This is a genomic window from Pseudomonas solani, from assembly GCF_026072635.1.
Classification (GTDB): domain Bacteria; phylum Pseudomonadota; class Gammaproteobacteria; order Pseudomonadales; family Pseudomonadaceae; genus Metapseudomonas; species Metapseudomonas solani.
Window position 1 is genome coordinate 3,591,165 of sequence record NZ_AP023081.1, and the last position, 24,140, is coordinate 3,615,304.

20 protein-coding genes and 2 pseudogenes are annotated in these 24,140 nt (G+C 64.7%); 14 read left to right on the forward strand and 8 right to left on the reverse strand.

Annotated elements, in window-relative coordinates; translation table 11 throughout:
* Nucleotides 1-24: 24 nt before the first annotated feature.
* The gene (gene ftsZ, locus PSm6_RS16350; RefSeq protein WP_021218768.1) at nucleotides 25-1,212 is read left to right on the forward strand and encodes a cell division protein FtsZ; all 1,188 of its coding nucleotides are present in this window, start codon (nucleotides 25-27) and stop codon (nucleotides 1,210-1,212) included.
* A gap of 112 nt (nucleotides 1,213-1,324) precedes the next feature.
* A complete protein-coding gene (gene lpxC / locus PSm6_RS16355; protein WP_021218767.1) occupies nucleotides 1,325-2,236 on the forward strand; it encodes a UDP-3-O-acyl-N-acetylglucosamine deacetylase in 912 nt (303 codons plus the stop codon).
* 98 nt (nucleotides 2,237-2,334) lie between these two features.
* Here the strand turns inward: lpxC and PSm6_RS16360 are convergent, their stop codons facing one another.
* Entirely contained in the window at nucleotides 2,335-2,796 is a 462-nt protein-coding gene (locus PSm6_RS16360) for a DciA family protein (RefSeq protein ID WP_021218766.1), read from the reverse strand.
* Between the two features lie 79 nt (nucleotides 2,797-2,875).
* Between PSm6_RS16360 and PSm6_RS16365 the strand changes: the two genes are divergently transcribed.
* The 5 genes from PSm6_RS16365 to PSm6_RS16385 all read left to right on the forward strand — a co-directional run bounded on the left by PSm6_RS16365 (nucleotide 2,876) and on the right by PSm6_RS16385 (nucleotide 9,746).
* Nucleotides 2,876-3,802 carry a M23 family metallopeptidase gene (locus PSm6_RS16365; RefSeq protein ID WP_021218765.1) on the forward strand — a complete coding sequence of 309 codons (927 nt, stop codon included), beginning with the start codon at nucleotides 2,876-2,878 and terminating at the stop codon, nucleotides 3,800-3,802.
* A 117-nt stretch (nucleotides 3,803-3,919) separates the two neighbouring features.
* Complete coding sequence (gene secA / locus PSm6_RS16370) at nucleotides 3,920-6,655, forward strand: preprotein translocase subunit SecA (protein WP_031287482.1); 2,736 nt, start codon at nucleotides 3,920-3,922, stop codon at nucleotides 6,653-6,655.
* 126 nt (nucleotides 6,656-6,781) lie between these two features.
* Complete coding sequence (gene argJ / locus PSm6_RS16375) at nucleotides 6,782-7,999, forward strand: bifunctional glutamate N-acetyltransferase/amino-acid acetyltransferase ArgJ (RefSeq protein ID WP_021218763.1); 1,218 nt, start codon at nucleotides 6,782-6,784, stop codon at nucleotides 7,997-7,999.
* Between the two features lie 161 nt (nucleotides 8,000-8,160).
* Nucleotides 8,161-8,802 (forward strand): glutathione S-transferase family protein, encoded by a 642-nt coding sequence (locus PSm6_RS16380; RefSeq protein ID WP_263400510.1) that lies wholly within the window; start codon nucleotides 8,161-8,163, stop codon nucleotides 8,800-8,802.
* Nucleotides 8,799-9,746, forward strand: coding sequence for a Nudix family hydrolase (locus tag PSm6_RS16385; RefSeq protein ID WP_021218761.1), 948 nt, complete (start codon nucleotides 8,799-8,801; stop codon nucleotides 9,744-9,746). The genes PSm6_RS16380 and PSm6_RS16385 overlap by 4 nt, the downstream gene beginning before the upstream one ends.
* Before the next feature lie 273 nt (nucleotides 9,747-10,019).
* Here the strand turns inward: PSm6_RS16385 and PSm6_RS16390 are convergent, their stop codons facing one another.
* From PSm6_RS16390 to PSm6_RS16405, 4 genes and pseudogenes are all read right to left on the reverse strand, one after another.
* Entirely contained in the window at nucleotides 10,020-10,595 is a 576-nt protein-coding gene (locus PSm6_RS16390; RefSeq protein WP_021218404.1) for a cob(I)yrinic acid a,c-diamide adenosyltransferase, read from the reverse strand.
* Nucleotide 10,596: 1 nt separating this feature from the next.
* The gene (locus PSm6_RS16395) at nucleotides 10,597-12,609 is read right to left on the reverse strand and encodes a sensor histidine kinase (RefSeq protein WP_265167770.1); all 2,013 of its coding nucleotides are present in this window, start codon (nucleotides 12,607-12,609) and stop codon (nucleotides 10,597-10,599) included.
* Between the two features lie 45 nt (nucleotides 12,610-12,654).
* Nucleotides 12,655-13,566 (reverse strand): putative 2-dehydropantoate 2-reductase, encoded by a 912-nt coding sequence (locus PSm6_RS16400; protein WP_021217416.1) that lies wholly within the window; start codon nucleotides 13,564-13,566, stop codon nucleotides 12,655-12,657.
* Nucleotides 13,563-14,534 (reverse strand): annotated as a pseudogene (locus tag PSm6_RS16405) (GGDEF domain-containing response regulator); the annotation flags it as partial. The gene PSm6_RS16400 and the pseudogene PSm6_RS16405, both read right to left, overlap by 4 nt.
* A 218-nt stretch (nucleotides 14,535-14,752) precedes the next feature.
* Between PSm6_RS16405 and PSm6_RS16410 the strand changes: the two are divergent.
* Together PSm6_RS16410 and PSm6_RS16415 are read left to right on the forward strand one after the other, a co-directional pair.
* Nucleotides 14,753-15,232 carry a YajQ family cyclic di-GMP-binding protein gene (locus PSm6_RS16410; RefSeq protein WP_021217414.1) on the forward strand — a complete coding sequence of 160 codons (480 nt, stop codon included), beginning with the start codon at nucleotides 14,753-14,755 and terminating at the stop codon, nucleotides 15,230-15,232.
* 114 nt (nucleotides 15,233-15,346) lie between these two features.
* Nucleotides 15,347-16,183, forward strand: coding sequence for a mechanosensitive ion channel family protein (locus PSm6_RS16415; protein ID WP_263400504.1), 837 nt, complete (start codon nucleotides 15,347-15,349; stop codon nucleotides 16,181-16,183).
* Nucleotides 16,184-16,269: 86 nt separating this feature from the next.
* Here PSm6_RS16415 and PSm6_RS16420 read toward each other — a convergent pair.
* Nucleotides 16,270-17,994, reverse strand: a pseudogene (locus PSm6_RS16420) (AmpG family muropeptide MFS transporter); the annotation flags it as partial.
* 75 nt (nucleotides 17,995-18,069) lie between these two features.
* Nucleotides 18,070-18,450: an MGMT family protein gene (locus tag PSm6_RS16425; protein ID WP_021217411.1), complete on the reverse strand. Its 381-nt coding sequence runs from the start codon at nucleotides 18,448-18,450 to the stop codon at nucleotides 18,070-18,072.
* A gap of 196 nt (nucleotides 18,451-18,646) precedes the next feature.
* Here PSm6_RS16425 and PSm6_RS16430 point away from each other — a divergent pair, with 196 nt between their 5' ends.
* The gene (locus PSm6_RS16430; RefSeq protein ID WP_265167771.1) at nucleotides 18,647-19,651 is read left to right on the forward strand and encodes a DUF481 domain-containing protein; all 1,005 of its coding nucleotides are present in this window, start codon (nucleotides 18,647-18,649) and stop codon (nucleotides 19,649-19,651) included.
* Between the two features lie 104 nt (nucleotides 19,652-19,755).
* Here PSm6_RS16430 and PSm6_RS16435 read toward each other — a convergent pair whose 3' ends face one another.
* Nucleotides 19,756-20,514, reverse strand: a complete 759-nt coding sequence (locus tag PSm6_RS16435; RefSeq protein WP_265167772.1) for an SDR family oxidoreductase — start codon at nucleotides 20,512-20,514, stop codon at nucleotides 19,756-19,758.
* A gap of 109 nt (nucleotides 20,515-20,623) precedes the next feature.
* On the opposite strand from PSm6_RS16435, the gene PSm6_RS16440 reads away from it, so the two are divergent.
* The 4 genes from PSm6_RS16440 to groL all read left to right on the forward strand — a co-directional run bounded on the left by PSm6_RS16440 (nucleotide 20,624) and on the right by groL (nucleotide 24,068).
* A complete protein-coding gene (locus PSm6_RS16440; protein ID WP_265167773.1) occupies nucleotides 20,624-21,352 on the forward strand; it encodes a HugZ family pyridoxamine 5'-phosphate oxidase in 729 nt (242 codons plus the stop codon).
* Nucleotides 21,353-21,417: 65 nt separating this feature from the next.
* Nucleotides 21,418-21,870, forward strand: a complete 453-nt coding sequence (locus tag PSm6_RS16445) for an FxsA family protein (protein ID WP_263400501.1) — start codon at nucleotides 21,418-21,420, stop codon at nucleotides 21,868-21,870.
* A 224-nt stretch (nucleotides 21,871-22,094) separates the two neighbouring features.
* Nucleotides 22,095-22,388, forward strand: coding sequence for a co-chaperone GroES (locus PSm6_RS16450; protein WP_021217406.1), 294 nt, complete (start codon nucleotides 22,095-22,097; stop codon nucleotides 22,386-22,388).
* A 39-nt stretch (nucleotides 22,389-22,427) separates the two neighbouring features.
* The gene (gene groL, locus PSm6_RS16455) at nucleotides 22,428-24,068 is read left to right on the forward strand and encodes a chaperonin GroEL (RefSeq protein ID WP_043241261.1); all 1,641 of its coding nucleotides are present in this window, start codon (nucleotides 22,428-22,430) and stop codon (nucleotides 24,066-24,068) included.
* The last annotated feature ends 72 nt before the right edge of the window (nucleotides 24,069-24,140 follow it).

The following is a 24,140-nucleotide window of genomic DNA, read 5'->3' on the forward strand; positions in this document are numbered from 1 at the left end:
ACTAGAAAAGGAAGGAGAGGGGAAATGTTCGAACTCGTAGATAACGTCCCGCAAACCGCGGTGATCAAGGTAATCGGCGTAGGTGGTGGCGGCGGTAACGCGGTCAATCACATGGCCAAGAGCAACATCGAAGGCGTCGAGTTCATCTGCGCCAACACCGATGCCCAGGCTCTGAAGAACGTCGGTGCGCGCACCGTCCTGCAACTCGGCCCAGGCGTTACCAAGGGTCTGGGCGCAGGTGCCAATCCGGAAATCGGCCGCCAGGCCGCCCTGGAAGACCGCGAGCGCATCGCCGAAGTGCTGCAAGGCACCGACATGGTCTTCATCACCACCGGCATGGGTGGCGGTACCGGTACCGGTGCGGCGCCGATCATCGCTGAAGTGGCCAAGGACATGGGCATCCTCACCGTTGCGGTGGTGACCCGTCCGTTCCCGTTCGAAGGCCGCAAGCGCATGCAGATCGCCGATGAGGGCATCCGCGCGCTGTCGGAAAGCGTCGACTCGCTGATCACCATCCCCAACGAGAAGCTGCTGACCATCCTCGGCAAGGACGCGAGCCTGCTGTCCGCGTTCTCCAAGGCGGATGACGTGCTGGCCGGTGCCGTTCGCGGTATCTCCGACATCATCAAGCGTCCCGGCATGATCAACGTCGACTTCGCCGACGTGAAGACCGTGATGAGCGAAATGGGCATGGCGATGATGGGTACCGGCTGCGCCAGCGGTCCGAATCGCGCCCGTGAAGCCACCGAGGAAGCCATCCGCAACCCGTTGCTGGATGACGTCAACCTGCAGGGCGCCCGCGGCATCCTGGTCAACATCACCGCCGGTCCTGACCTGTCCCTGGGTGAGTACTCCGATGTCGGCAACATCATCGAGCAGTTCGCTTCCGAGCACGCCACCGTCAAGGTGGGCACCGTGATCGATCCGGACATGCGCGACGAGCTGCACGTCACCGTGGTCGCCACCGGTCTGGGCGCGCGCCTGGAAAAACCGGTCAAGGTCGTCGACAACACCGTTCAGTCCACCGCCGCCGTGGCCGCCCCGGCACAGCAGCGCGCTGAACAGCCGTCGGTCAACTACCGTGACCTGGACCGTCCGACCGTCATGCGCAACCAGGCTCATGGCAGCGCCGCAACCGCCGCCAAGATGAACCCCCAGGATGACCTGGATTACCTGGACATTCCGGCCTTCCTGCGTCGTCAGGCCGATTGATGAAGTTTATCGACGCTATGTCTGTGATTGGTGTTCAGCAAAGGCCGGTTCTGCTATCATCCCCGGCCATTGTTGAAAACTGTTCGCAACTAGCGCGAAAGCGGCCACTGCCATGATCAAACAACGCACTTTAAAGAACGTCATCCGAGCCACAGGCGTAGGGCTGCATTCCGGGGAAAAGGTCTACCTGACCCTCAAGCCCGCCCCTGTGGATACCGGCATCGTGTTCTGCCGTACCGACCTGGACCCCGTCGTCCAGATCGCCGCCTATGCCGAAAACGTCGGTGAGACCACCATGTCCACCAACCTTTTCAATGGCGACGTCAAGGTCGGCACGGTCGAGCACCTGCTCTCGGCCATGGCTGGCCTGGGCATCGACAACGCCTATGTCGAGCTGTCCGCAGCCGAAGTACCGATCATGGATGGCAGCGCCGGTCCGTTCGTATTCCTCATCCAGTCCGCTGGCCTCGAGGAACAGGACGCAGCCAAGCGCTTCATTCGCATCAAACGTGAAGTGAGCGTGCAGGATGGCGACAAGCGCGCTACCTTCGTACCGTTCGATGGTTTCAAGGTCACTTTCGAGATCGACTTCGACCACCCGGTGGTCAACGGTCGCACTCAGAAAGCGTCTGTCGATTTTTCCAGCACCACCTTCGTCAAGGAAGTCAGCCGCGCCCGTACCTTCGGTTTCGTGCGTGATCTGGAATTCCTGCGCTCGCACAATCTGGCCCTGGGCGGCAGTGTCGAGAACGCCATCGTGGTTGACGAGGACAGCGTATTGAACGAAGACGGCCTCCGTTACGAGGACGAATTCGTCAAGCACAAGATCCTCGATGCCATCGGCGACCTCTACCTGCTCGGCAACAGCCTCATCGGCGAGTTCCGTGGCTACAAGTCCGGTCATGCACTCAACAATCGCCTGCTGCGTGCACTGATCGCCGACAAGGATGCCTGGGAAGTGGTCACCTTCGAAGACGCCAAGACCGCACCCATCTCTTACATGCGCCCGGTAGCGGCCGTGTAAGCAATACCTCTTTCCTTTCTTTGGAGGCCACCCATTGGGTGGCCTCTTTTTTTGTGCTGGAAAAAGGGGAGGGCAGAGCGGCGGATTGTCGCGGAGGATCAGTCGTCGCGGTTTTTGCGGCCGCGTTCGGCAAGGCGCTCCAGGGCGGCGCGCAGCTTCGGGTCTTCGATGCCTTCGGCGGTTGCCTGGATGCTTTCCGCGGCGAAGGCCGACAGTTCGATGGTGCGGCCTGGTGCACGTGCCGAGCCTTGGGGAGGTTGCACCTTGAAGATGATTTTCGTTAAGGTCGCGAACTCTCCGAGTGCCTGAAGCTGGCGCTGCAGTCGACGTTGCTGGTAGCGCAGGCGCGTAGCCCAATGGCCGTCGCTGATGATCAGCATCAGGCAGCCCTCTCGCCACGAGGCGACACGGCAATGCTCGCGCGCTGCAGGTTGCAGTTGGCTTTCCAGCAGATGCTGTAGATGGTCGATGCGCTGGGCCTGGTTGAACAGGGCCTTGAGCGGTTTTTCCTCACGCAGCAGTGCGGCGGGGGACCGGGCCGGCAAGGGACGAAAAGACATGGCAGGACGCCTGAAGAATACAGAGTGGCCATGGTAGCAGAAGGCTGCACCGGGTAATGCTCGATCAATTGGGGAAGTCATGCACATCATTCTTCTGAGCCGCCGGCATGGGGCAGCGCGTTCGCTGAGCCTCGACCTGCGCGTTCTCCTGGCGCTCGGTGGCGTGCTGCTGGCGTTGGTTCTCGCATCGGGGATCGCCCTGGGCGCCTGGATCAAACCGGCCGCGCCCAGCGCCGAAGACAGCCAGCAGATGACCCTCGCGCTCGATGAGCAGCGCAGCCAGGTGAGCCAGGCGCGGGCCGATGCCCAGCGCCAGCTTGACGCTTTTGGTGCGCATATCGCTGATCTCCAGGCCCGCCTCACCCGGCTCGATGCGCTGGGCGAGCGTGTCGCCGAACTGGCTGAGCTGGACTCCAGCGAGTTCGACTTCTCCCTCAATGTCGGCCAGGGTGGCCCGGAAGACCCCCTCGACGCGCCCGCCTACCAGGCCCCGCCCTTCATGGATGTGCTGGACAGCCTCACCGAACGCCTCGAAAGCCGCGAGCAGCAGCTGGAAGTCCTCGAGCAACTGCTGGGCGAACGGCGCATCAGTGCGGCTGAGCACCTGGCCGGGCGCCCGGTGTTGCAGGGCTACATCTCCTCGCCTTTCGGCGTGCGCACCGATCCCCTCACGGGGCGTTTGAGCCGGCACAAGGGCGTGGATTTCGCCGCCAAGGCTGGCAGCGATGTATTGGCGGTCGGTGCAGGTGTCGTCACCTGGTCCGGGCGCAAGACCGGCTACGGCAACATGGTCGAGATCAGCCATGCCGATGGCTATCGCACCCTCTATGCACACAACAAGAAGAACTTGGTGCAGGTCGGTGATCTGGTGCAGCGTGGCCAGGCCATCGCCGAAGTCGGCAGCAGTGGCCGATCCACGGGTGCCCACGTGCATTTCGAGGTCACCCGGGGCGGTGAGGTGGTCAACCCGGCCCTCTATATAGCTCGTTCCGCAGCAGCGGAGTAACGCTACTTTTCTCTACAACGAATCCGGGTAGAATGCCCCCTTCGCAAGCAGCCATGAAGGCTGCGTGGGCGACTCCGGGGCCGCCCCCCATCCATATATGTGGAAGATCCTGTCGATATGTTTGCGCCTTTGTTGAAGAAACTCTTTGGAAGCAAGAACGAGCGCGAAGTGAAGCGCATGGCCAAGGCTGTCCAGGCGATCAACGCCCTGGAAGAGCAGATGGTCGCGCTGTCCGACGAGCAGCTCAGGGCCAAGACCGAAGAGTTCAAGGCGCGAGTGGCCAAAGGTGAAACCCTCGACCAGATCCTGCCTGAAGCCTTTGCCGTGGCCCGCGAGGCCGGCAAGCGCGTGATGGGCATGCGCCACTTCGACGTGCAGCTGATCGGCGGCATGACCCTCCACGAAGGCAAGATCGCCGAGATGCGTACCGGTGAGGGCAAGACCCTCGTGGGTACCCTGCCGGTCTACCTCAACGCGCTGTCCTGCAAGGGCGTGCACGTGGTCACGGTGAACGACTACCTGGCCCGCCGCGACGCCAACTGGATGCGTCCGCTGTACGAATTCCTCGGCCTCAGCCTCGGCATCGTCACCCCGTTCCAGCCGCCGGAAGAAAAGCGCGCCGCCTACGCCGCCGACATCACCTACGGCACCAACAACGAATTCGGTTTCGACTACCTGCGCGACAACATGGCCTTCAGCCTGGAAGACAAATTCCAGCGTGAGCTGAACTTCGCCGTGATCGACGAAGTGGACTCCATCCTCATCGACGAAGCGCGTACCCCGCTGATCATCTCCGGCCAGGCCGAAGACAGCTCCAAGCTGTACATGCAGATCAACGCGTTGATCCCGCGGCTCAAGAAGCACGTCGAGCCGGAAGAGGGCAACGTCGTCCAGGAAGGCCACTACTCGGTCGACGAGAAGACCCGCCAGGTCGAGCTCAATGAGCAGGGCCACCAGTTCATCGAAGACATGCTCACCCAGGCCGGCCTGCTGGCCGAAGGCGAGAGCCTGTACTCCGCGCATAACCTGGGCCTGCTGACCCACGTCTACGCCGGCCTGCGCGCGCACACCCTGTTCCACCGCAACGTCGAATACATCGTGCAGAACGATCAGGTCCTGCTGATCGACGAGCACACCGGCCGCACCATGCCCGGCCGCCGCCTCTCCGAAGGCCTGCACCAGGCCATCGAAGCGAAGGAAGGCCTGAACATCCAGGCCGAGAGCCAGACCCTGGCCTCCACCACCTTCCAGAACTACTTCCGCCTCTACTCCAAGCTGTCCGGCATGACCGGTACCGCCGACACCGAAGCCTTCGAATTCCATTCGATCTACGGCCTCGAAGTGATGGTGATCCCGACCCACCGCCCGATCGCCCGGAAGGACTTCAACGACCTGGTCTACCTGACCCAGGAAGAGAAGTACGCCGCCATCATCACCGACATCAAGGACTGCCAGGCCAATGGTCGTCCGGTGCTGGTGGGTACCGCCTCGATCGAAAGCTCCGAGTACGTCTCGCAGCTGCTGGTCAAGGGCGGCATCGAGCACAAGGTACTGAACGCCAAGTACCACGAGAAGGAAGCCGAGATCATTGCCCAGGCCGGTCGTCCGGGCGCCGTGACCATCGCCACCAACATGGCCGGTCGTGGTACCGACATCCTCCTCGGCGGCAACTGGGAGGTCGAAGTCGCCGCCCTGGAGAACGCCACCGAAGAGCAGATCGCGCAGATCAAGGCCGACTGGCAGAAGCGCCACCAGCAGGTGATCGAAGCCGGCGGCCTGCATGTGGTCGCCTCCGAGCGTCACGAGTCCCGCCGTATCGACAACCAGCTGCGTGGCCGTGCCGGTCGCCAGGGTGACCCGGGCTCCAGCCGTTTCTACCTGTCGCTGGAAGACAGCCTGATGCGCATCTTCGCCTCCGACCGGGTGAAGAACTTCATGAAGGCCCTGGGCATGCAGTCCGGCGAAGCCATCGAGCACCGCATGGTCACCAACGCCATCGAGAAGGCCCAGCGCAAGGTCGAAGGCCGCAACTTCGACATCCGCAAACAGCTCCTCGAATTCGACGACGTGGCCAACGAGCAGCGCAAGGTGATCTACCACATGCGCAACAGCCTGCTGGCCGCCGACGACATCGGCGAGACCATCGCCGAGTTCCGCGAAGATGTGCTGGGTCGCACCATCGACACCCATATCCCGCCGCAATCCCTGCCCGAGCAGTGGGACATCACCGGCCTGGAAATGGCGCTCTACAGCGACTTCGGCATCAAGCTGCCGATCCAACAGTGGCTGGACGAAGACGACAAGCTGTTCGAAGACACCCTGCGCGAGAAGATCCTCGAGCAGCTCACCATCGCCTACAACGAGAAGGAAGAGCTCGCCGGCGCCGAAGCCCTGCGCTCCTTCGAGAAGCAGATGCTGCTGCGCGTGCTGGACGACCTGTGGAAGGACCACCTGTCCACCATGGATCACCTGCGCCACGGTATCCACCTGCGCGGTTACGCACAGAAGAACCCCAAGCAGGAATACAAGCGCGAATCCTTCACCCTGTTCCAGGAGCTGCTGGATTCCATCCGTCGCGACACCATCCGTGTGCTGTCCCATGTCCAGGTCCGTCGTGAAGACCCGGCCGAGGAAGAGGCCCGCCTGCGCCGCGAGGCCGAGGAACTGGCCAAGCGCATGCAGTTCCAGCACGCCGAAGCCCCGGGTCTCGAAGAACCCCAGGAGCTGGGCGAAGAGGGCGACGTAGCCGTTGCCGCTGCGCCGGTCCGCACCGAGCCCAAGGTCGGCCGCAACGAGCCCTGCCCCTGCGGCTCCGGCAAGAAATACAAGCACTGCCACGGCCAGATCAGCTGAGGCTAAGCTGTAGTTCCCCACGCCGCGACCGGCTCAGCCGCTCGCGGCGTTTTCAACTCGACATCCCCAGAACGGTGGCGCTCCGGCACCGCCGCTTCACCTGACGACACGACAAGGAGCGCTTCCATGGCTGTTGGTCTCGGCCCCCTGCCCACCCTGCACCCGGTTCCCGGTTTCGAACTCGGCATCGCCTCTGCCGGCATCAAGCGCCCAGGCCGCAAGGACGTAGTGGTCATGCGCTGCGCCGAAGGCTCCACCGTCGCCGGCGTGTTCACCCTCAACGCCTTCTGCGCAGCCCCGGTGATCCTCTCCAAGAAGCGCGTCCTCGGTCCCGTGCGCTACTTCTTGACCAACACCGGCAATGCCAACGCCGGCACCGGCGAGCCGGGCCTGGCTGCCGCCGAGCGCACCTGCGCGCGCCTGGCGGAGCTGGCGGGCGTCGATGCCACCGCCGTGCTGCCGTTCTCCACCGGTGTGATCGGCGAGCCGCTGCCGGTCGAGAAGATCGAAGCCGCCCTGGGCGATGCCCTGGCCGACCTCGCCGAAGGCAACTGGGCTGCTGCCGCCACCGGCATCATGACCACCGACACCCTGCCCAAGGGTGCCAGCCGCCAGTTCGTGCACGACGGCGTCACCGTCACCGTCACCGGCATCAGCAAGGGCGCCGGCATGATCAAGCCCAACATGGCCACCATGCTCGGCTACATCGCCACCGACGCCAAGGTCGCCCAGGGTGTGCTGCAGGACCTGCTGCGCGATGCCGCCAACAAGTCCTTCAACCGCATCACCATCGATGGCGACACCTCCACCAACGACTGCTGCATGCTGGTCGCCACCGGCCAGGCCGCACTGCCGGAAGTGACCCAGGCCAGCGGCGAGCTGTTCGCCGCGCTCAAGCAGGCCGTGCTGGAAGTCTCCATGGAAGTGGCTCAGGCCATCGTCCGTGACGGTGAAGGCGCCACCAAGTTCGTCACCGTGCAGGTAAATGGCGGCGGTACCTACCAGGAGTGCCTGGACGTCGCCTACGCCGTGGCCCACTCGCCGCTGATCAAGACTGCGCTGTTCGCCTCCGACCCGAACTGGGGGCGCATCCTCGCCGCCGTCGGCCGTGCCGGCGTACCGCAGCTGGACGTGAGCAAGATCGACGTGTTCCTCGGTGATGTCTGCATCGCCAGCAAGGGCGGCCGCGCGGCCACCTACACCGAGGACCTGGGCGCCGCCGTGATGGCCCGCGAAGAGATCGGCATCCGTATCGAGCTGGGTCGTGGCGGTTGCAGCGAAACCATCTGGACCACCGACCTGTCCCACGAGTACGTCAAGATCAACGCGGAATACCGCACCTGAGCCCGACGCAGCCGCAGGTTCGCCTGCGGCTGCGCTGATACTCGTCCCTGGCATTCCCGGCGTTCATGGCCCCATGAGCAATGGGAATTTGCCATCCCCGCATGCGCCTTTTAAGGTCCATCGACCCGCCTGGACAAACCATCGGGCTCAAGGAGAAACGCATGGCACTCACCCTGGTTATCGGCAACAAGAACTACTCCTCCTGGTCGTTGCGCGGCTGGCTGGCCATGGAGCTGACCGGCGCCCCCTACGAGGAACTGCGTATCCCGCTCTACGCCGCCGATAGCCACAAACGCCTGCTGGCGCGTTCGCCCACAGCCAAGGTACCGGTACTGGAAACCGAAGCCGACGGCGTCATCTGGGATTCCCTGGCCATCGCCGAATACCTCGCCGAGCGTTTCCCCGAAGCCCACCTCTGGCCCTTCGGCCAGGCGGCCCGTGCCCATGCCCGCTCCATCTGTGCCGAGATGCACAGCGGCTTCGTCGCCCTGCGCAGCCACATGCCCATGGACCTGAAGCGCAACCAGGCGCTCGATGGCATTCCGGAAGAGGCCGCTGAGGACATCCGCCGCGTCTGCGCCATCTGGTCCGACTGCCGCCGCCGCTTCGGCCAGGACGGCCCCTACCTGTTCGGCCATGCCAGCATCGCCGATGCCTTCTACGCGCCGGTGGCCAGCCGCCTGCGCAGCTACGCTGTGGAGCTTCCCGCCGAAGCCGCGGCCTATGTCGACACCATCTACCGGTGGCCCGCGTTCCAGCGTTGGTACCAGGCCGCCCTGCAGGAAACGGAGATCATCGAATGAAGCGAGTGCACGTGGCGGCTGCGGTCATCCGTGGCGCCGACGGCCGGGTGCTGATCGCACGCCGGCCGGACGACAAGCACCAGGGCGGCCTGTGGGAGTTCCCGGGCGGCAAGGTGGAGGAGGGCGAAGCCGTTCAGGTCGCCCTGTCGCGGGAGCTCGAGGAGGAACTGGGCATTCGCGTCAGCTCGGCGCGGCCGCTGATCCAGGTGCACCACGACTACCCCGACAAGCAGGTGCTGCTGGATGTCTGGGAAGTCTCTGCCTTCACGGGCGAGCCCCATGGCGCCGAAGGCCAGCCCCTGGCCTGGGCCACCGAGCAGGAGCTGGCCGACTACGAATTCCCTGCCGCCAACCAGCCGATCCTGGCGGCGGCGCGCCTGCCCGATCGCTACCTCATCACGCCGGACGAACTGGAGCCGCAGGAGCTGCTGCAAGGCGTTCGCGCCGCGCTGGCCAAGGGCACGCGCCTGATCCAGCTGCGTGCGCCGAACATGTTCGACGCTCAGTACCGCGACCTGGCGGTAGACATCCAGGGCCTTTGCGCCCGTCGCGCCCAGTTGATGCTCAAGGGTCCGCTGGAGTGGCTGGGGGACTTCCCCGCCGCAGGCTGGCACCTCACCGCCGACCAGTTGCGCCGCTATGCACCCCGCGGTCGTCCGTTCCCCAAGGAACGCTGGCTGGCCGCCTCCTGCCACAGCGCGGAAGAACTGGAACTGGCCACCGAGATGGGCGTGGATTTCGTCACCCTGTCGCCGCTGCAGGCCACCCAGACCCACCCCGACGCCCAGCCGCTGGGCTGGGACGCCGCCCAGGAGATGATCCGTCGCTTCAACAAGCCGGTATTCCTGCTCGGTGGCGTCGGCCCGGACGACCTCCAGCGCGCCTGGCAGACCGGCGCCCAGGGCGTGGCGGGGATCAGGGCGTTTTGGCCCACTAAAGATTGAAGCCTGAAGCCTGAAGCCTGAAGCGGGGGGTTGCGTGTAGGGTGGGTGCTGCTTTTTGCATCCACCGGCGGTGCCGATCCGGGCTCCGCTGCGGTGGACCGGTGAAGCGTGGTCCACCCTACGTTCGGGCTTTCCCGGGTATGTCAGGGGTGAGGAAATAAATAAACCCGAGGGTTGACGGTTTCCGTCGATCCCCCAGGCTTTTCCAGCTTCCAGCTTCCAGCTTCCAGCTTCCAGCTTCCAGCTTCCAGCTTCCAGCTTCCAGCTTCCAGCTCAGCCCCGCGTCGCCGCCTGCCACAACACTTCATCGACGCCTTGGCGCCGTGCGATCAGCCGGGCGGCGACGAAGAGCAGGTCGGAGAGGCGGTTGAGGTAGGCCAGCAGTTCACCGCGCAGGGCTTCCTCGGCGTTGAGGGTCTGGGCGCGGCGTTCGGCGCTGCGGGCAGCGGAGCGGCAGACATGGGCCTGGGCCACCAGGGCCGAGCCGCCGGGGAGGATGAAGTTCTTCAGCGGCCCCAGCTCTTCGTTCCACAGGTCGATGGCCGCCTCCAGGCGTTGCACCTCGCCTTCCTCCAGCACCTGGTATTCAGGCATCGACAGTTCGCCGCCGAGGTCGAACAGGCGGTGCTGGCAGGGCGCAAGCACCTCGCTCACCTCACCCAGCCCCGGGCAGGCGCCGTGCTGCTCGGTCAGTTGCGCCAGCAGCAGGCCGAGCTGGCTGTTGAGCGAGTCCACCTCGCCTATGGCCTCGATGCGCGGGTGGTCCTTGGGCACGCGGCGGTTGCCGGAAAGGCCGGTTTCACCCTTGTCGCCGGTGCGGGTGTAGATCTTCGAAAGGCGGTTGCCCATATCAGGTTCCCGTGGGGCTGGAGGCCAGCGGCAGGCGCAGGGTAAAGCAGGTGCCCTGGCCGGGCTTGGACTGCACCTCCATCTGGCCCTTGTGGTTGTTGGTGATGATGAAATAGGAAACCGACAGGCCCAGCCCGGTGCCCTGGCCCACTTCCTTGGTGGTGAAGAAGGGCTCGAAGATGCGCTTGCGCACGTTCTCGGGGATGCCGACGCCGTTGTCTTCCACCTGGATTTCCGCCCAGGGCGGCGCCAGGCGGGTGCGCAGGGTGATATGGCCTTCCAGGTCGTCCTCGCGCTGGTGGATCGCCTGGGCGGCGTTCTTCAGCAGGTTGAGCAGCACCTGTTCCAGTTCGTTGGCGGTGCCCGGCACCGGTCCCAGTTCGGGGTCGAAGAGGCGGGTGATGGTCATGCCCTTGAAGTCGAAACCCTCGGTCAGGTCGAAGTCGTTGCTGGCGATCTCCACGGCCTGGTCCAGCAGCACCGGCAGCAGGCAGGGCGCCAGTTGGCGGTTGCTGCGGCGGCTGAAGGACAGCATGTGAGTGACGATCTTCGCCGCCCGCGAGCCGGCCTGGTAGATGCCGTCCAGCAGCTTGGGCACCTCGCGGGCCTCCAGGTAATGGTTCACCGAATCCAGGCAGATGCCGTCGGCTCGGGCCTGCTCCAGGTTCTTCTCCAGCTCCGGTGACAGGCGTCGACGGATGTTCTGCACGTTGTGCAGGATGGCCCCCAGGGGGTTGTTGATCTCGTGGGCCATGCCGGCAGCCAGGCCGCCGACGCTGAGCATCTTTTCCGACTGCACCATCAGCTCTTCCATGGACAGGCGCTGGGTGATGTCGTCGATACGGATAACCACACCGCGCCCGGTGCCGCCCATCAGCGGGTAGAAGGTCAGGGCGTAGTGGCGCACCTCGTCGCCCAGCAGCCAACTGACCCGCTCGACCTTCTCCACCTTGTGGCGTTCGGCGGTGAGCTTGATCTGCGGCAGGAAGGGCTTGAGCGAGGGGAAGGCAAGAAATACCGGCTGGTTCAGGGCGTCGTCCAGGGTGGTGCCGGAAAGCGCGGTGGCTTCCTGGTTCCACTGGGTGACGTAGAGCTGTTCGTCCAGGGCGATGAGCGCCGAGGGCATCGAGTCGATGATGCTGTTGAGGTAGTTCTGGAAGCCGGTGAGCTTCTTCTCGATCTTGCTGCGCACCTGCACCTCCAGCTCCAGCTTGCGGTTGGAGTGGCGGGTCTCCTCCGCCAGTGCCTGGGCCTGGTCGACGGCGGCCTGGGAGTCGTCGCGGGCGCGCTTGAGCTGCTGCTCGCGGGCCTCGATGCGGCTGAGCATGGTGTTGAAGGCGTCGGCCAGGCTGCCCAGTTCGTCGCGGTGCCCGCGCTGGGCGCGCAGGGCGTAGTTCTCCTCGCGGGTGACCTGGCGCGACAGTTCTTCCAGGCGCCGGATTGGCCCGGTGACCATGCGCCGGATCTGCCGCGCCACCAGCAGCCAGAGCAGCACGCTGCTGGCGAGGATCGCCAGGCTGGCGGTAAGGGTGCCGGTGTAGAAGGCGCCGGGCAGCTCACTGGAAGCCACCAGCAGCAGGTGGCCAGGTGGGCCGTTGTCCTGGGGCAGCTCGACCACCTGGCTGGTGCGGAATTCGTGCAGGCGCCAGCGTTGCAGCTTCTCGGCGTGCTGCGGCAGCTTGAGGGTGCTGCCGCTGATCAGCTGTGCCAGCAGCTCGCCCTGGCCGTCGTAGAGCGCGGCGGCGCGCAGCGGGGCGTAGCTGTCCAGTTGGTTGAGCAGGTCGCGAGCGGCCTCGGGAGAGGACAGGGCCTCGCGGGAAAGCGGCGCGGTGGCGAAGAGCCGCCCCAGGGTCTGCAGGGCCTGGGGCGCCATGCTCTCCTGGGAGATCCAGTAGGCGGCGCTGATGAAGGCCAGGTTGGCGATCAGCAGAACGGTGGTCACCAGGACCAGCAGGGCGGCCAGCAGCTTTCGGCCGACGGACAGGTTTTCGAGGCGCTGGCGCAGGCTGTTCAAGGGGCGGAATCCAGGCGGTTGGGCTGTCGGCAGGGTAGCGCGGGGTCAGTCCAGCGGCAATCCGCGCTCGGCCAGGTGCCCCTGCAAGCGCCTGAGCAGGGCCTGCAGGTGGGGCAGTACCAGGCGATGGCGCTCGGCCGCGGCGCAGGCGTAGCCGAGCAGGTAGCCGATCTCGGTGCGGCGTTTGGCCGCCACGTCCTGGTACATGGAGGAGTAGTTGGCGGCAGTAGCCTGGATCACCCGACCCACTTCGTCATGAAGGCCTTCGGCGGCGGCCGGCTGGCCACACAGCTGCAGCAGCTCGGCCAGTTCGGCGCACAGTTGCTGCACCTGGGCCGGGTGCTCGACGAGGCCACCATTGCGGCAGTCGTTGAGCACGGTCAGCGGGTTGATCGCGCAATTGAGCGCGAGCTTGCGCCATAGCCGCGACAGAATGTCCGGCGTCCAGCCGTGGGGGATGCCGGCGCGTTCCAGCTCATCGAGCCAGGAGGGGGCTGCGGTGGCGTGCGGGTCGCCCAGCCAGGTGAAGCCGTGGCCGGCGAAGACCACGCGGAAGTCGCCATCACGGAAAGCGCCCTCGGTGCTAGAGGCCAGAATGCAGCGGGCCTGAGGCGCGCGGGCGGCGACGGCGTCCTGGCTGCCGAGGCCGTTCTGCAGCAGCACCAGTTCGGCACCGGGCGCCAGGCGTGGCAGGAGCGCTGCGACCGCCGCTTCGGCGTCGTAGGCCTTGCAGGCCACCAGCAGGCGCTGGATGGGCGTCGGGGCATCGAGGGTTTCGGCGGGCAGTTCGAGGCGTTGCGCCTGGCCCTGTTCCACCAGGGTCAGGCCGCCAGCCTGGTGGTAGGCCGCCAGGCGTTGCGGGTCACGCAGCAACAGGTGCACCGGCAGGCCGGCACGGGCCAGACGCATGGCCCACAGGCTGCCGAGGCTGCCGATGCCGAGGACGTGCCAGGTCATGGCAGGGGCAGGCGTATCGCGCTCACGCGGCCGCTGGCGTAGGACTCGGGCAGCAGCTTGGCGGCTTGGTCGATCAGGATCTCGACATCCACCGGCAGGGCCTTGCCATCCATCCCCACCAGGCTGATGCCGGCCTTGAGGGTGATGAAGCCTTCGCTGGTCTTGAAGGCCTTGAGGTTGAGGCCTTCATGCAGGCGCTTGAAGCTGCTGGGGGAGCACTCGTGGAGGTCTTCGAGCAGGGTGATCAGGCCGAAGTGGTTGTCGTCCAGGCGGGTCAGCACGTCCAGCGGGCGCACCAACTGCTGCAGGCGGCGGGCGACGCCGTGGAGCAGTTCGTTGTAGAACTCGCTGCCGTACTGCACGCGCAGTGCTGGGGCGTCATGCAGGCCGATCAGCAGGTAGCACAGGGCGCCACCGCGGGACTCGACCTGGCGCAGGCTGTCGGAAAGCTTCTGGCGCAGGTAGCGCGGGTTGCCGAGGCCAGTCAGCGAGTCCACCAGGTTGCGTTGCTCCAGGCTGGCGATGTTCTGGGTCATCAACCGGTTTTCGTGGAGCAGGCGCTGCAGGGTGTTGCACAGGCGGTCCGCCGCGTAGACGCGAGGCACCAGCTGTTCGTTCATGGCCGCCTTGCTGATGAAGTCGTCGACACCGCGGTCGAAGGCTTCGCCCAGCACGTTTTCACCTTCCTTGCCGGTGAGCAGGATGATGTAGGTGTAGTGGTCGATCATCTCGTCCAGCTGGCGCACCCGTGCGGTCAGTTCGAGGCCGTCGATCTCGGGCATCAGCCAGTCCGCCAGCAATACATTGGCGGGGCGCTCCTCGAGCAGGCGCAAGGCTTCCGTTGCGCTACTGGCGAAGCGGACATCCTGATAACCGGCCTGGGTCAGGGCACGACCGATCATGGCGCTGGAGAACTTGGCGTCGTCCACCACCAGGATGCTGAGATGAGGGTTGGGCATGGCAGGCTCACAAGGAAGTGGCGAAGGTTGGCGATACTGGCTTGGTGCTATCAGTGCCTATTTCAGCAGGTTTTGCGTCCGCCTGTTAGAGCTGAATGCGTCGCTGCCATGCAATCCTGCAAAAATAGGTACCCATTGCTCAGTTATAATGGGCCCGCTTTTTTTACCGTCAAGCCAGGCGCCTTCCTTACGTGATGTGTGTCGCGCCGTCTATCTGGAGGAATCCCATGCCATCGTTCGACGTGGTGTCCGAGCTGGACAAACACGAGCTCACCAACGCGGTGGACAACGCGATCAAGGAACTGGATCGCCGCTTCGACCTGCGCGGCAAGTGCAGCTTCGAGAGCAAGGACAAAGCCGTCACCCTGACCGCCGAAGCCGACTTCATGCTCGAGCAGATGCTCGACATCCTGCGCAGCAACCTGATCAAGCGCAAGATCGATATCCACTGCATGGAGATCAAGGATCACTTCGCGTCCGGCAAGGTGGTCAAGCAGGAAGTGACCTTCCGCGAAGGCATCGAGAAGGAGCTGGCGAAGAAGATCGTCGCGCTGATCAAGGAGCGCAAGCTCAAGGTCCAGGCCGCGATCCAGGGCGAGCAGGTGCGTGTCACCGGCAAGAAGCGCGACGACCTGCAGGAAGCCATTGCGGTGCTGCGTGCCGAGCCCCTGGACTTCCCGCTGCAGTACACCAACTTCCGCGACTGACACTGCTTTTTTGAACCTTCGCCGCTAACCTGCGTCGCAAAATGCAAGGTCAGCGACTTTACCGCCATGGCTTCGTCCATGGCGGTTTCGTTTCAGTGAAGGCAAGAAAGGAGAGTGCGTGTGGATATAACCGTCGACGAATTGATCCGCCGATCGGAGGGGTGGCTGCCGATCATCCTCGAATACAGCGGCAAGCTCACCCTGGCGCTGTTCACCCTGCTGATCGGCTGGTGGCTGATCAACCGCGTGACCGATCGCGTCAGCAACCTGCTGGCGCTGCGCCGGGTGGACCGGACCCTGCACAGCTTCATCGGCAGCCTCGCCAACATGATCCTCAAGGTGCTGCTGCTGGTCAGTGTGGCCTCGATGATCGGCATCGAAACCACTTCCTTCATCGCCGCCATCGGTGCGGCCGGCCTGGCCATCGGCCTGGCGCTCCAGGGCAGCCTGGCGAACTTCGCCGGCGGCGTGCTGATCCTCCTGTTCCGCCCGTTCAAGGCCGGTGATTTCATCGAGGCCCAGGGCGTGATGGGCTCGGTGGACCACATCCAGATCTTCCACACCGTGCTGCGCACCGGGGACAACAAGACGGTCATCGTGCCCAACGGCGCGCTGTCCAACGGCATCATCACCAACTACTCGAACCAGCCCACCCGGCAGGTGCTCTACGACGTCAAGGTCGACTACGCCAGCGACCTGGCCAAGGCCCGCGAGGTGCTGCTCAAGCTGGCCGAGGACCCGCGAGTGCAAAAGGACCCGGCACCGGTGGTGGTGGTCTCCGCACTGGGGGATACCTCGATCAACCTTTCGCTGCGCATGTGGACGTCCAACGCCGACTACTGGGGCGTAATCTTCATGCTCAACGAGTCGGTGCGCGACAAGCTGCAGGAGGCCGGCGTACAGCTCGCCCAGCCCCCGCGCATGGTGCAGGTGGTGCCCACGACCGCCTGAGGTCCTGCTGCAACGGAAAAGGCCGGCGATCGCCGGCCTTTTTCATGGGTGTTCCGAACTGCCCTGCGCCTGGGGCGGCTGCGCGGCGGTTGGGGGGAGGGGTCTTCCGGGGCTGCGCTGGCGCCATTGTGCTGCCTGCGCTGGCGGCTCCATTGCACCAGGATCAGCACCAGGGTCGGCACGCCGAGCAGCGCGGTGAGCTGAAAGAACTGGTGGTAGCCGAGGCTGTCGACCATCACGCCCGAGTAACCGCCGATCAGCCGTGGCAGCAGCAGCATGATGGAGCTGAGCAGGGCGTACTGGGTCGCCGAGAACTTCAGGTTGGTCAGGCTCGACAGGTACGCCACGAAGGCCGAGGTGGCCAGCCCCGCGCTGAAGTTATCGCAGGAGATGGTGAGGATCAGCATGTCCAGGTGCGGGCCCATGTCGCTGAGCACCACGAACATCAGGTTGGTCGCCGCCGAGGCCGCGCCGCCGATGAACAGGATCGGCAGGATGCCGAAGCGCACGATGAGCAGGCCGCCGGCGCCGGCGCCGAGCAGGGTCATGACCAGGCCGAAGAGCTTGCTGACGCTGGCGATCTGTTCCTTGGTGAAGCCCTGGTCGATGTAGAAGACGTTGGCCATCACCCCCATCACCGTGTCGGACATGCGATAGGTGGCGATCAGCCCGAGCAGCAGCAGGGCCTGCCAGCGGTAGCGCTGGACGAACTCGCTGATGGGGGTCACCACCGGCGCCATCAGCAGGCGCCCGGGTGCCGAGAAGCAGGCCATGGCGATCAGCACGAACAGGGTGCCCCGGGGCCAGGCGCCGGAGGCATAGGCCTTGATGGCGGCGGCCGTGGTCACCAGGATCACGATCAGCACGATCATCGAGACGGCCTGGTGGACGAAGTCGAAGTTGGGGATCACCCGGCCCCGCGCGGCCACCAGCAACTGGCGGCGCTGCTGACTGAGCAGCTCGCGCACCGGGGCGATCTGGCGGCGGCCCCAGGGCGACAGGCAGGCCACCAGGAACAGGAAGTAGAGCAGCGCGCGCGGCCAGGCGCGGTCGAGCATGCCGGTGATCATCGCCGGCAGGGAAATCAGCATCACCAGCAGGATCAGCACCGAGGCCAGCTGGTCCTTGAGCTTGAAGCGCGAGGTGTGGGTCTGCACCTGCACATCGATGTGCGGCTCGCGCATCCACAGACTGGTGATCAGCCCGGGCAGCATCAGCAGGGCGAACAGCAGGTAGGTGCCGGCCCAGGCGCCGTATTCGTAGGTCAGGGTGGTGGAACCGAACCACTCGGCGAAATACAGCGCGCCGGCAGTGGCCAATAGCGCAGAAACCCGGTAGCCGAGCATGTAGCTCGCCGCGAGGGCGGCCTGGCGGCTGTCGTCGGCGATTTCCAAGCGGTAGGCGTCGACGGCGATATCTTGCGTGGCGGAGGCGAAGGCCACGATGACGGCCACGGCGATCAGCCAGGTCAGGTGTTGCTGCGGGTCGCACAGCGCCATGCCCACCAGGCCGAGGGCGACCAGGCCCTGGGACAGCACCAGCCAGGAGCGGCGACGGCCCAGGCGGCCGAGCAGCGGCAGGCGCCACTGGTCGAGCAGCGGTGACCAGATCCACTTGAAGGCATAGGCCAGGCCGATGAGGCTGGCGAAACCGATGGCCTCGCGAGACACCCCGGCCTCGCGCAACCAGACGGAAAGGGTGGAGAACACCAGCATGTACGGCAGGCCGGCAGCAAAGCCCAGCAGCAGCAGCGCAAGGGTGGCCGGGCTGGCGTAGGCGGCCAGGGCGGCGCGCCAGGTACGGTGGGACATCAGGCGTGTAATCCAGAAATCACGGGGCGGTCCATGACGACGAGCACGCGATGGAACCGCGACAAAGCGCGCACTCTAACCCTTGGGTGGCATGGGAAGCCAGCCGTGCCGACGCATATCCACCCGTTCGTTGTGGATGAAGACACCCTCCGCCCGTAAACGTGCCCGTTGCTCATCGCCGGAAGGGCTGCCGGCGAGCAGGCTGAGGCGGCCGCCGGCGGCGATCACCCGGTGCCAGGGCAGGCGCGTGTCGTCAGGCAACTGGCTCAGGGTGCGCCCCACCCAGCGTGCGGCACGGCCCAGGCCGGCCATTTCGCCGAGCTGGCCGTAGCTCACCACCTTGCCTGGCGGCACCTGGGCGAGGGTCAGGTACAGCGCCTCGCGGCGCATCTCGGGGCTGGCCGTCGGCAGGTCATCCAGGGGATTCGCGGTGGCGCGGGGCTTGCGGGTCGCCATGGCGGAACGGGGTCCGATTGCAGGGGTGGTTGCCAGAATAGGATGGCGGCCCCGGGGCGACAACCGCTCTACGGCAAGGGGCACGCTGGTCCGTTTTTGCGGAACTTGAGGCTTGTCCGTCGGTCAGTCCTTGCTCAGTCGCCGGGCTTGCGGATAATGCCCGGTTTTTCGCGAACTTGAGCCCGTGTATCCGCCTATGTTGTCCAGAACCCTGCTGTGCCTAGCCATTGCGGCTGCTTCGACCCCCTCGCTCGCCGATACCGTGTGGATGAAGAACGGCGATCGCCTGTCCGGCAAGATCAAGGTCTTCGACGGCGGCAAACTGATGCTGGAAACCGAATACGGCGGCTCCATCCCGCTGGACTGGAAAAAGATCGCCACCCTGGAAAGTGACCAGGAGCTGATGATCAAGCAGGACGACGTCACCGGCGAGCGCGCCAAGACCCTGCGCCCGGCCGAGCCCGGCAAGGTGATCCTGGCCAACGGCGAGGCACCGAAGACCGTCGAGCTGGCCAGCATCGAGCAGATCATGAAGCCCAAGCCCTTCGTCGAGGACCTGACCTGGTCCGGCAACGTCGACCTGGCCCTGGACTACAAGCGCGCCGAGAAAGATACCGACGACTACGATGTCGACTTCAAGACCAAGGCCCGTCACGGCCGCTGGCGCCACAACGCCACCGGCGAATACAACCGTGAATTCCAGGACGACGTGAAAACCACCGAGAACTGGGAGCTGGAATACGCCCTGGACCGCTTTATCACCGACAAATTCTTCTGGCAGGGCCGCGCCGAATACAAGCGCGACAAGATCGAAGAGCTGGAGCGCCAGCGCACCCTCGGTACCGGCCCCGGTTACCAGTTCTGGGACGACGAGCTGGGCGCCTTCTCCCTGGCCTCCCTGGTCAACCGCACCGACTACGAATACTCCAACGGCGAGAAGGACAACTTCTATGCGCTCAGCATGAAGTGGGACTACAACCGCTACCTGGTGGGCAAGACCGTCGAGTTCTTCACCGTCGGCGAAGTGGGCCGCCCCCTGGGCAACGCTGCCGACTACTCCCTGGATGCCGAGGTGGGCCTGCGCTACAAGGTCACCGACTGGGCCTCGCTCAATCTCAAGGCTGAGAAGGACATGGTCCAGGGCGCCGAAGGCGAGATCGACGAGACCCGCTACACCGTCGGCTTCGGTGTGGGCTGGTAAGTACCCCGCCGGCTGTCCCGGGCTGAAGCCCGGGCGGCAGGCTGTGAACGAACCGACAAGAAAAAGCCCCGCATCAGCGGGGCTTTTTCATTGCAGCGGAGCCCTTACAGGCGCAGGCCGCCGTCCAGCTCCAGAACGCGACCGGTGTAGTAGTCGTTTTCCAGGATGTAGGCCACCGAGTGGGCGATCTCCTGGGGCTTGCCCAGGCGCTTCAGCGGAATGCCGGAGGTCATCTTCTCCAGGGCTTCGGGCTTCATGCTGGCGACCATGTCGGTCTCGATGAAGCCGGGGGCCACGCCCGCCACGCGGATGCCGTAGCGCGCCAGTTCCTTCGCCCAGACCACGGTGTCGGCAGCCACGCCGGCCTTGGCGGCGGAGTAGTTGGCCTGGCCCATGTTGCCGGCGCGGGAGATGGAGGAGATGTTGATGATCGCGCCTTCGTTCTTCAGCTCGATCATCTTCGCCGCCACTTCGCGGGTGCAGAGGAATACGCCGGTCAGGTTGACGTCGATCACCGCCTGCCACTGGGCCAGGCTCATCTTGGTCATCTCGCCGTCCTTGACCTTGATGGTCAGGCCGTCGCGGAGGATACCGGCGTTGTTAACCAGGCCGTTGATGGCGCCGAAGTCCTCGGCCACCTGGCCGACCATGTGGGTCACCTGCTCTTCGTTGGCCACGTTGCACAGGTAGGCGCGGGCGTCACCGCCGGCGGCCTTGCAGGCGGCCACGGCGTCGTCCAGCTTTTCCTGGTTCAGGTCCACCAGCGCCAGCTTGGCGCCCTTGCCGGCGAGGTACTCGCCCATGGCACGGCCGAGGCCCTGGCAACCGCCGGTGATGATGATGACCTTGTCTTTGAGCTGCATGCTTTTCCCCAAGAATTCGAAATGAGTGGCGGTATCCCCGCTGGCAGCCTGGAACCGCTATTCTGGCTGCCCGTCCGTTTTCGACGGATTCTGTGCAAGGAGTCAAAAGGTGAGCGTGAAAGCCGCAAAGAATGCCCGAGAATTGCTGCTCAAGGAATACCGCGGCGTCCTCTCCACCCTGTCCAAGGCCATGCCGGGCTTCCCTTTCGGATCAGTGGCACCCTATTGCCTGGACGCCGCCGGCCGCCCCCTGATCCTCATCAGCCGTATTGCCCAGCACACCCACAACCTGCAGAAAGACCCCAAATGCTCCTTGCTGGTGGGGGAGCGCGGCGCCGATGACATCCAGGCCGTCGGTCGCCTGACCCTGCTCGCCGAAGCCCGCCAGATCACAGACGAGGCCGAGATCGCGGCGGCCAGTGAGCGCTACTACCGCTTCTTCCCGCAGTCCCGGGACTACCACCAGACCCACGATTTCGACTTCTGGGTGCTGGAGCCAGTGCGCGCGCGTTTCATCGGCGGCTTCGGTGCCATCCACTGGATCGACCAGGTGGTGCTGGCCAACCCCTTCGCCGGTGAAGCCGAGCGCAGCATGATCGAGCACATGAACAGCGACCATCAGTCGGCCATCGCCCATTACCTGACGCTGCGCGGGCTACCGGGGGAGGTGGCGGACATGGTCAGCATCGACTCGGAAGGATTCCACCTACGCGTCGGCCAGAACGTGCACTGGCTGCCCTTCCCAACATCCTGTAACAACCCAGGTTCGGTCCGTCAGGCCCTGGTAGCGCTGGCACGCGCGGAGAGCTGGCCGTCCGTCGCCGAACCCGAGGCTTGAATTCGGGGGAGGGCGGCTTCATCTAGATTCCCATCGGAAGCCGTTCTTCCGTCAAGGATCCCTCGATGCGTGTCTTTCTGTTCCTCTTCCTGCTGTTCCCGATCATCGAACTGGCCGTGCTGATCCAGGTCGGCAGTGCCATCGGCGTGTTGCCGACCCTGCTGCTGGTCATCGGCACCGGCGTGCTCGGCAGTGTGCTGTTGCGCGTCGCCGGCGTCGCCACGGCCTGGCGTGCCCGCGAGAAGCTCGCCCGTGGCGAGATGCCCGAGCAGGAAATGCTCGAAGGCCTGCTGATCGCCGTCGGCGGCGGCCTGTTGCTGCTGCCGGGCTTCATCAGCGACATCTTCGGCGTGCTCTGCCTGATCCCCTTCACCCGCCGCCTGCTGATCGGGCGCATGCTCAAGCGTGCCCAGGAACAGGCCCTGCGCCAGCGTGCCTTCGCCGATGATCTCGCTGCCCGCAGCGGGCAGACCCGCCCCAATGTGATCGAGGGCGAGTACGAGCGCCGCGACCGCTGAGCCTCCGGTCGGCTCGCTGGAACTTCCTGCAAAAATTTCGGTGGTCGCCCTTGAAATACCCCTGGGCGCCCCTATGTATTGGTCACCGCAAGGTTCCTTGCCCTCAAGGGCAAGGTCAGACTTCAGCGGAGTGCCTTGCACCCCGCAGCCGGCTCCGCCGGATTTCGCTAACCCGCCGGTCAACCGTACCGGCGCCGGAAAACACTAATTGGGAGAGTTACACAATGAAGCTTCGTCCCCTGAATGATCGCGTCGTAATCCGCCGCAGCGAAGAAGAAACCAAGACCGCTGGTGGCATCGTGCTGCCGGGCTCGGCCGCTGAGAAGCCGAACCGCGGTGAAGTGGTTGCCGTCGGCACCGGTCGCGTTCTGGAAAACGGCGAAGTCCGTGCCCTGGCAGTAAAAGTGGGCGACCAGGTGGTATTCGGCCCGTACTCCGGCAGCAACGCCATCAAGGTCGACGGTGAAGAACTGCTGGTCATGAGCGAGAACGAAATCCTCGCTGTCATCGAAGCCTGAACCGCCCCCTTTCCCACCTAGAATTCGAGGAAGAAGAACATGGCTGCTAAAGACGTAAAATTCGGCGATGCCGCTCGTAAAAAACTGCTCGTTGGCGTGAACACCCTGGCTGACGCCGTTAAAGCCACCCTCGGCCCGAAAGGCCGTAACGTGGTTCTGGAGCGCAGCTTCGGCGCCCCGCTGATCACCAAGGACGGCGTTTCCGTCGCCAAGGAAATCGAGCTCAAGGACCGCATCGAAAACATCGGCGCCCAGCTGGTGAAAGACGTTGCCTCCAAGGCCAACGATGCTGCCGGTGACGGCACCACCACTGCTACCGTTCTGGCCCAAGCCATCGTCACCGAAGGTCTGAAGTCGGTTGCGGCCGGCCTCAACCCGATGGACCTGAAGCGCGGCATCGACAAGGCCACCGTCGCCATCGTCGCCGAGCTGAAGAACCTGTCCAAGCCGTGCACCGACACCAAGGCCATCGCCCAGGTCGGCACCATCTCCGCCAACTCCGACGACTCCATCGGCAACATCATTGCCGAAGCCATGGAGAAGGTTGGTAAAGAAGGCGTGATCACCGTTGAAGAAGGCTCGGGCCTGGAAAACGAACTGTCCGTCGTAGAAGGCATGCAGTTCGACCGCGGCTACCTGTCCCCCTACTTCATCAACAAGCCGGACACCATGGTGGCCGAGCTCGACGGCCCGCTGCTGCTGCTTGTCGACAAGAAGATCTCCAACATCCGCGAACTGCTGCCGGTTCTGGAAGCCGTTGCCAAGTCCGGCCGTCCGCTGCTGATCGTGGCTGAAGACGTCGAAGGCGAAGCCCTGGCTACCCTGGTCGTCAACAACATGCGTGGCATCGTCAAGGTCGCAGCCGTCAAGGCTCCGGGCTTCGGCGACCGTCGCAAGGCCATGCTGCAGGACATCGCCATCCTCACCGGCGGTACCGTCATCTCCGAAGAAGTCGGCCTGAGCCTGGAAAGCGCCACCCTGGAGCACCTGGGTAACGCCAAGCGCGTGGTCCTGAGCAAAGAAAACACCACCATCATCGATGGCGCCGGTCAGCAGGCCGACATCGAGGCGCGTGTTGCCCAGATCCGCAAGCAGGTTGAAGAAACCTCTTCCGACTACGACAAGGAAAAACTGCAAGAGCGTCTGGCCAAGCTGGCTGGCGGTGTTGCCGTGATCAAGGTTGGCGCTGCCACCGAAGTCGAGATGAAAGAGAAGAAAGCCCGCGTTGAAGACGCCCTGCACGCGACCCGCGCTGCTGTGGAAGAAGGCGTGGTTCCTGGCGGTGGTGTGGCCCTGGTTCGTGCCCTGGCTGCCATCAAGGACCTGACCGGTGCCAACGAAGAGCAGACCGCTGGTATCAACATCCTGCGTCGCGCTGTCGAAGCTCCGCTGCGCCAGATCGTTACCAACGCCGGTGACGAAGCCTCCGTGGTTCTGGACAAGGTCAAGCAGGGTTCGGGCAACTACGGCTACGACGCTGCCACCGGCCAGTACGGCGACATGATCGAGTTCGGCATCATCGACCCGGCCAAAGTCACCCGTACCGCGCTGCAAGCCGCTGCTTCCATCGCTGGCCTGATGATCACCACCGAGGCGATCGTTGCCGAGCTGCCGGAAGACAAAGCTGCTCCGGCCATGCCGGACATGGGCGGCATGGGCGGTATGGGCGGCATGATGTAAGCCACCCAGTCCATCCGGTCTGAAAGAAGCCCCGCCTTGTGCGGGGCTTTTTTATGCCTGTGGAAACGTCGC

Coding starts and splice junctions, on each gene's coding strand:
- ftsZ (WP_021218768.1), top strand. CDS start 25: ATGTTCGAACTCGTAGATAACGTCCCGCAAACCGCGGTGATCAAGGTA.
- lpxC (WP_021218767.1), top strand. CDS start 1,325: ATGATCAAACAACGCACTTTAAAGAACGTCATCCGAGCCACAGGCGTA.
- PSm6_RS16360 (WP_021218766.1), bottom strand. CDS start 2,796: ATGTCTTTTCGTCCCTTGCCGGCCCGGTCCCCCGCCGCACTGCTGCGT.
- PSm6_RS16365 (WP_021218765.1), top strand. CDS start 2,876: ATGCACATCATTCTTCTGAGCCGCCGGCATGGGGCAGCGCGTTCGCTG.
- secA (WP_031287482.1), top strand. CDS start 3,920: ATGTTTGCGCCTTTGTTGAAGAAACTCTTTGGAAGCAAGAACGAGCGC.
- argJ (WP_021218763.1), top strand. CDS start 6,782: ATGGCTGTTGGTCTCGGCCCCCTGCCCACCCTGCACCCGGTTCCCGGT.
- PSm6_RS16380 (WP_263400510.1), top strand. CDS start 8,161: ATGGCACTCACCCTGGTTATCGGCAACAAGAACTACTCCTCCTGGTCG.
- PSm6_RS16385 (WP_021218761.1), top strand. CDS start 8,799: ATGAAGCGAGTGCACGTGGCGGCTGCGGTCATCCGTGGCGCCGACGGC.
- PSm6_RS16390 (WP_021218404.1), bottom strand. CDS start 10,595: ATGGGCAACCGCCTTTCGAAGATCTACACCCGCACCGGCGACAAGGGT.
- PSm6_RS16400 (WP_021217416.1), bottom strand. CDS start 13,566: ATGACCTGGCACGTCCTCGGCATCGGCAGCCTCGGCAGCCTGTGGGCC.
- PSm6_RS16410 (WP_021217414.1), top strand. CDS start 14,753: ATGCCATCGTTCGACGTGGTGTCCGAGCTGGACAAACACGAGCTCACC.
- PSm6_RS16425 (WP_021217411.1), bottom strand. CDS start 18,450: ATGGCGACCCGCAAGCCCCGCGCCACCGCGAATCCCCTGGATGACCTG.
- PSm6_RS16430 (WP_265167771.1), top strand. CDS start 18,647: ATGTTGTCCAGAACCCTGCTGTGCCTAGCCATTGCGGCTGCTTCGACC.
- PSm6_RS16435 (WP_265167772.1), bottom strand. CDS start 20,514: ATGCAGCTCAAAGACAAGGTCATCATCATCACCGGCGGTTGCCAGGGC.
- PSm6_RS16445 (WP_263400501.1), top strand. CDS start 21,418: ATGCGTGTCTTTCTGTTCCTCTTCCTGCTGTTCCCGATCATCGAACTG.
- PSm6_RS16450 (WP_021217406.1), top strand. CDS start 22,095: ATGAAGCTTCGTCCCCTGAATGATCGCGTCGTAATCCGCCGCAGCGAA.
- groL (WP_043241261.1), top strand. CDS start 22,428: ATGGCTGCTAAAGACGTAAAATTCGGCGATGCCGCTCGTAAAAAACTG.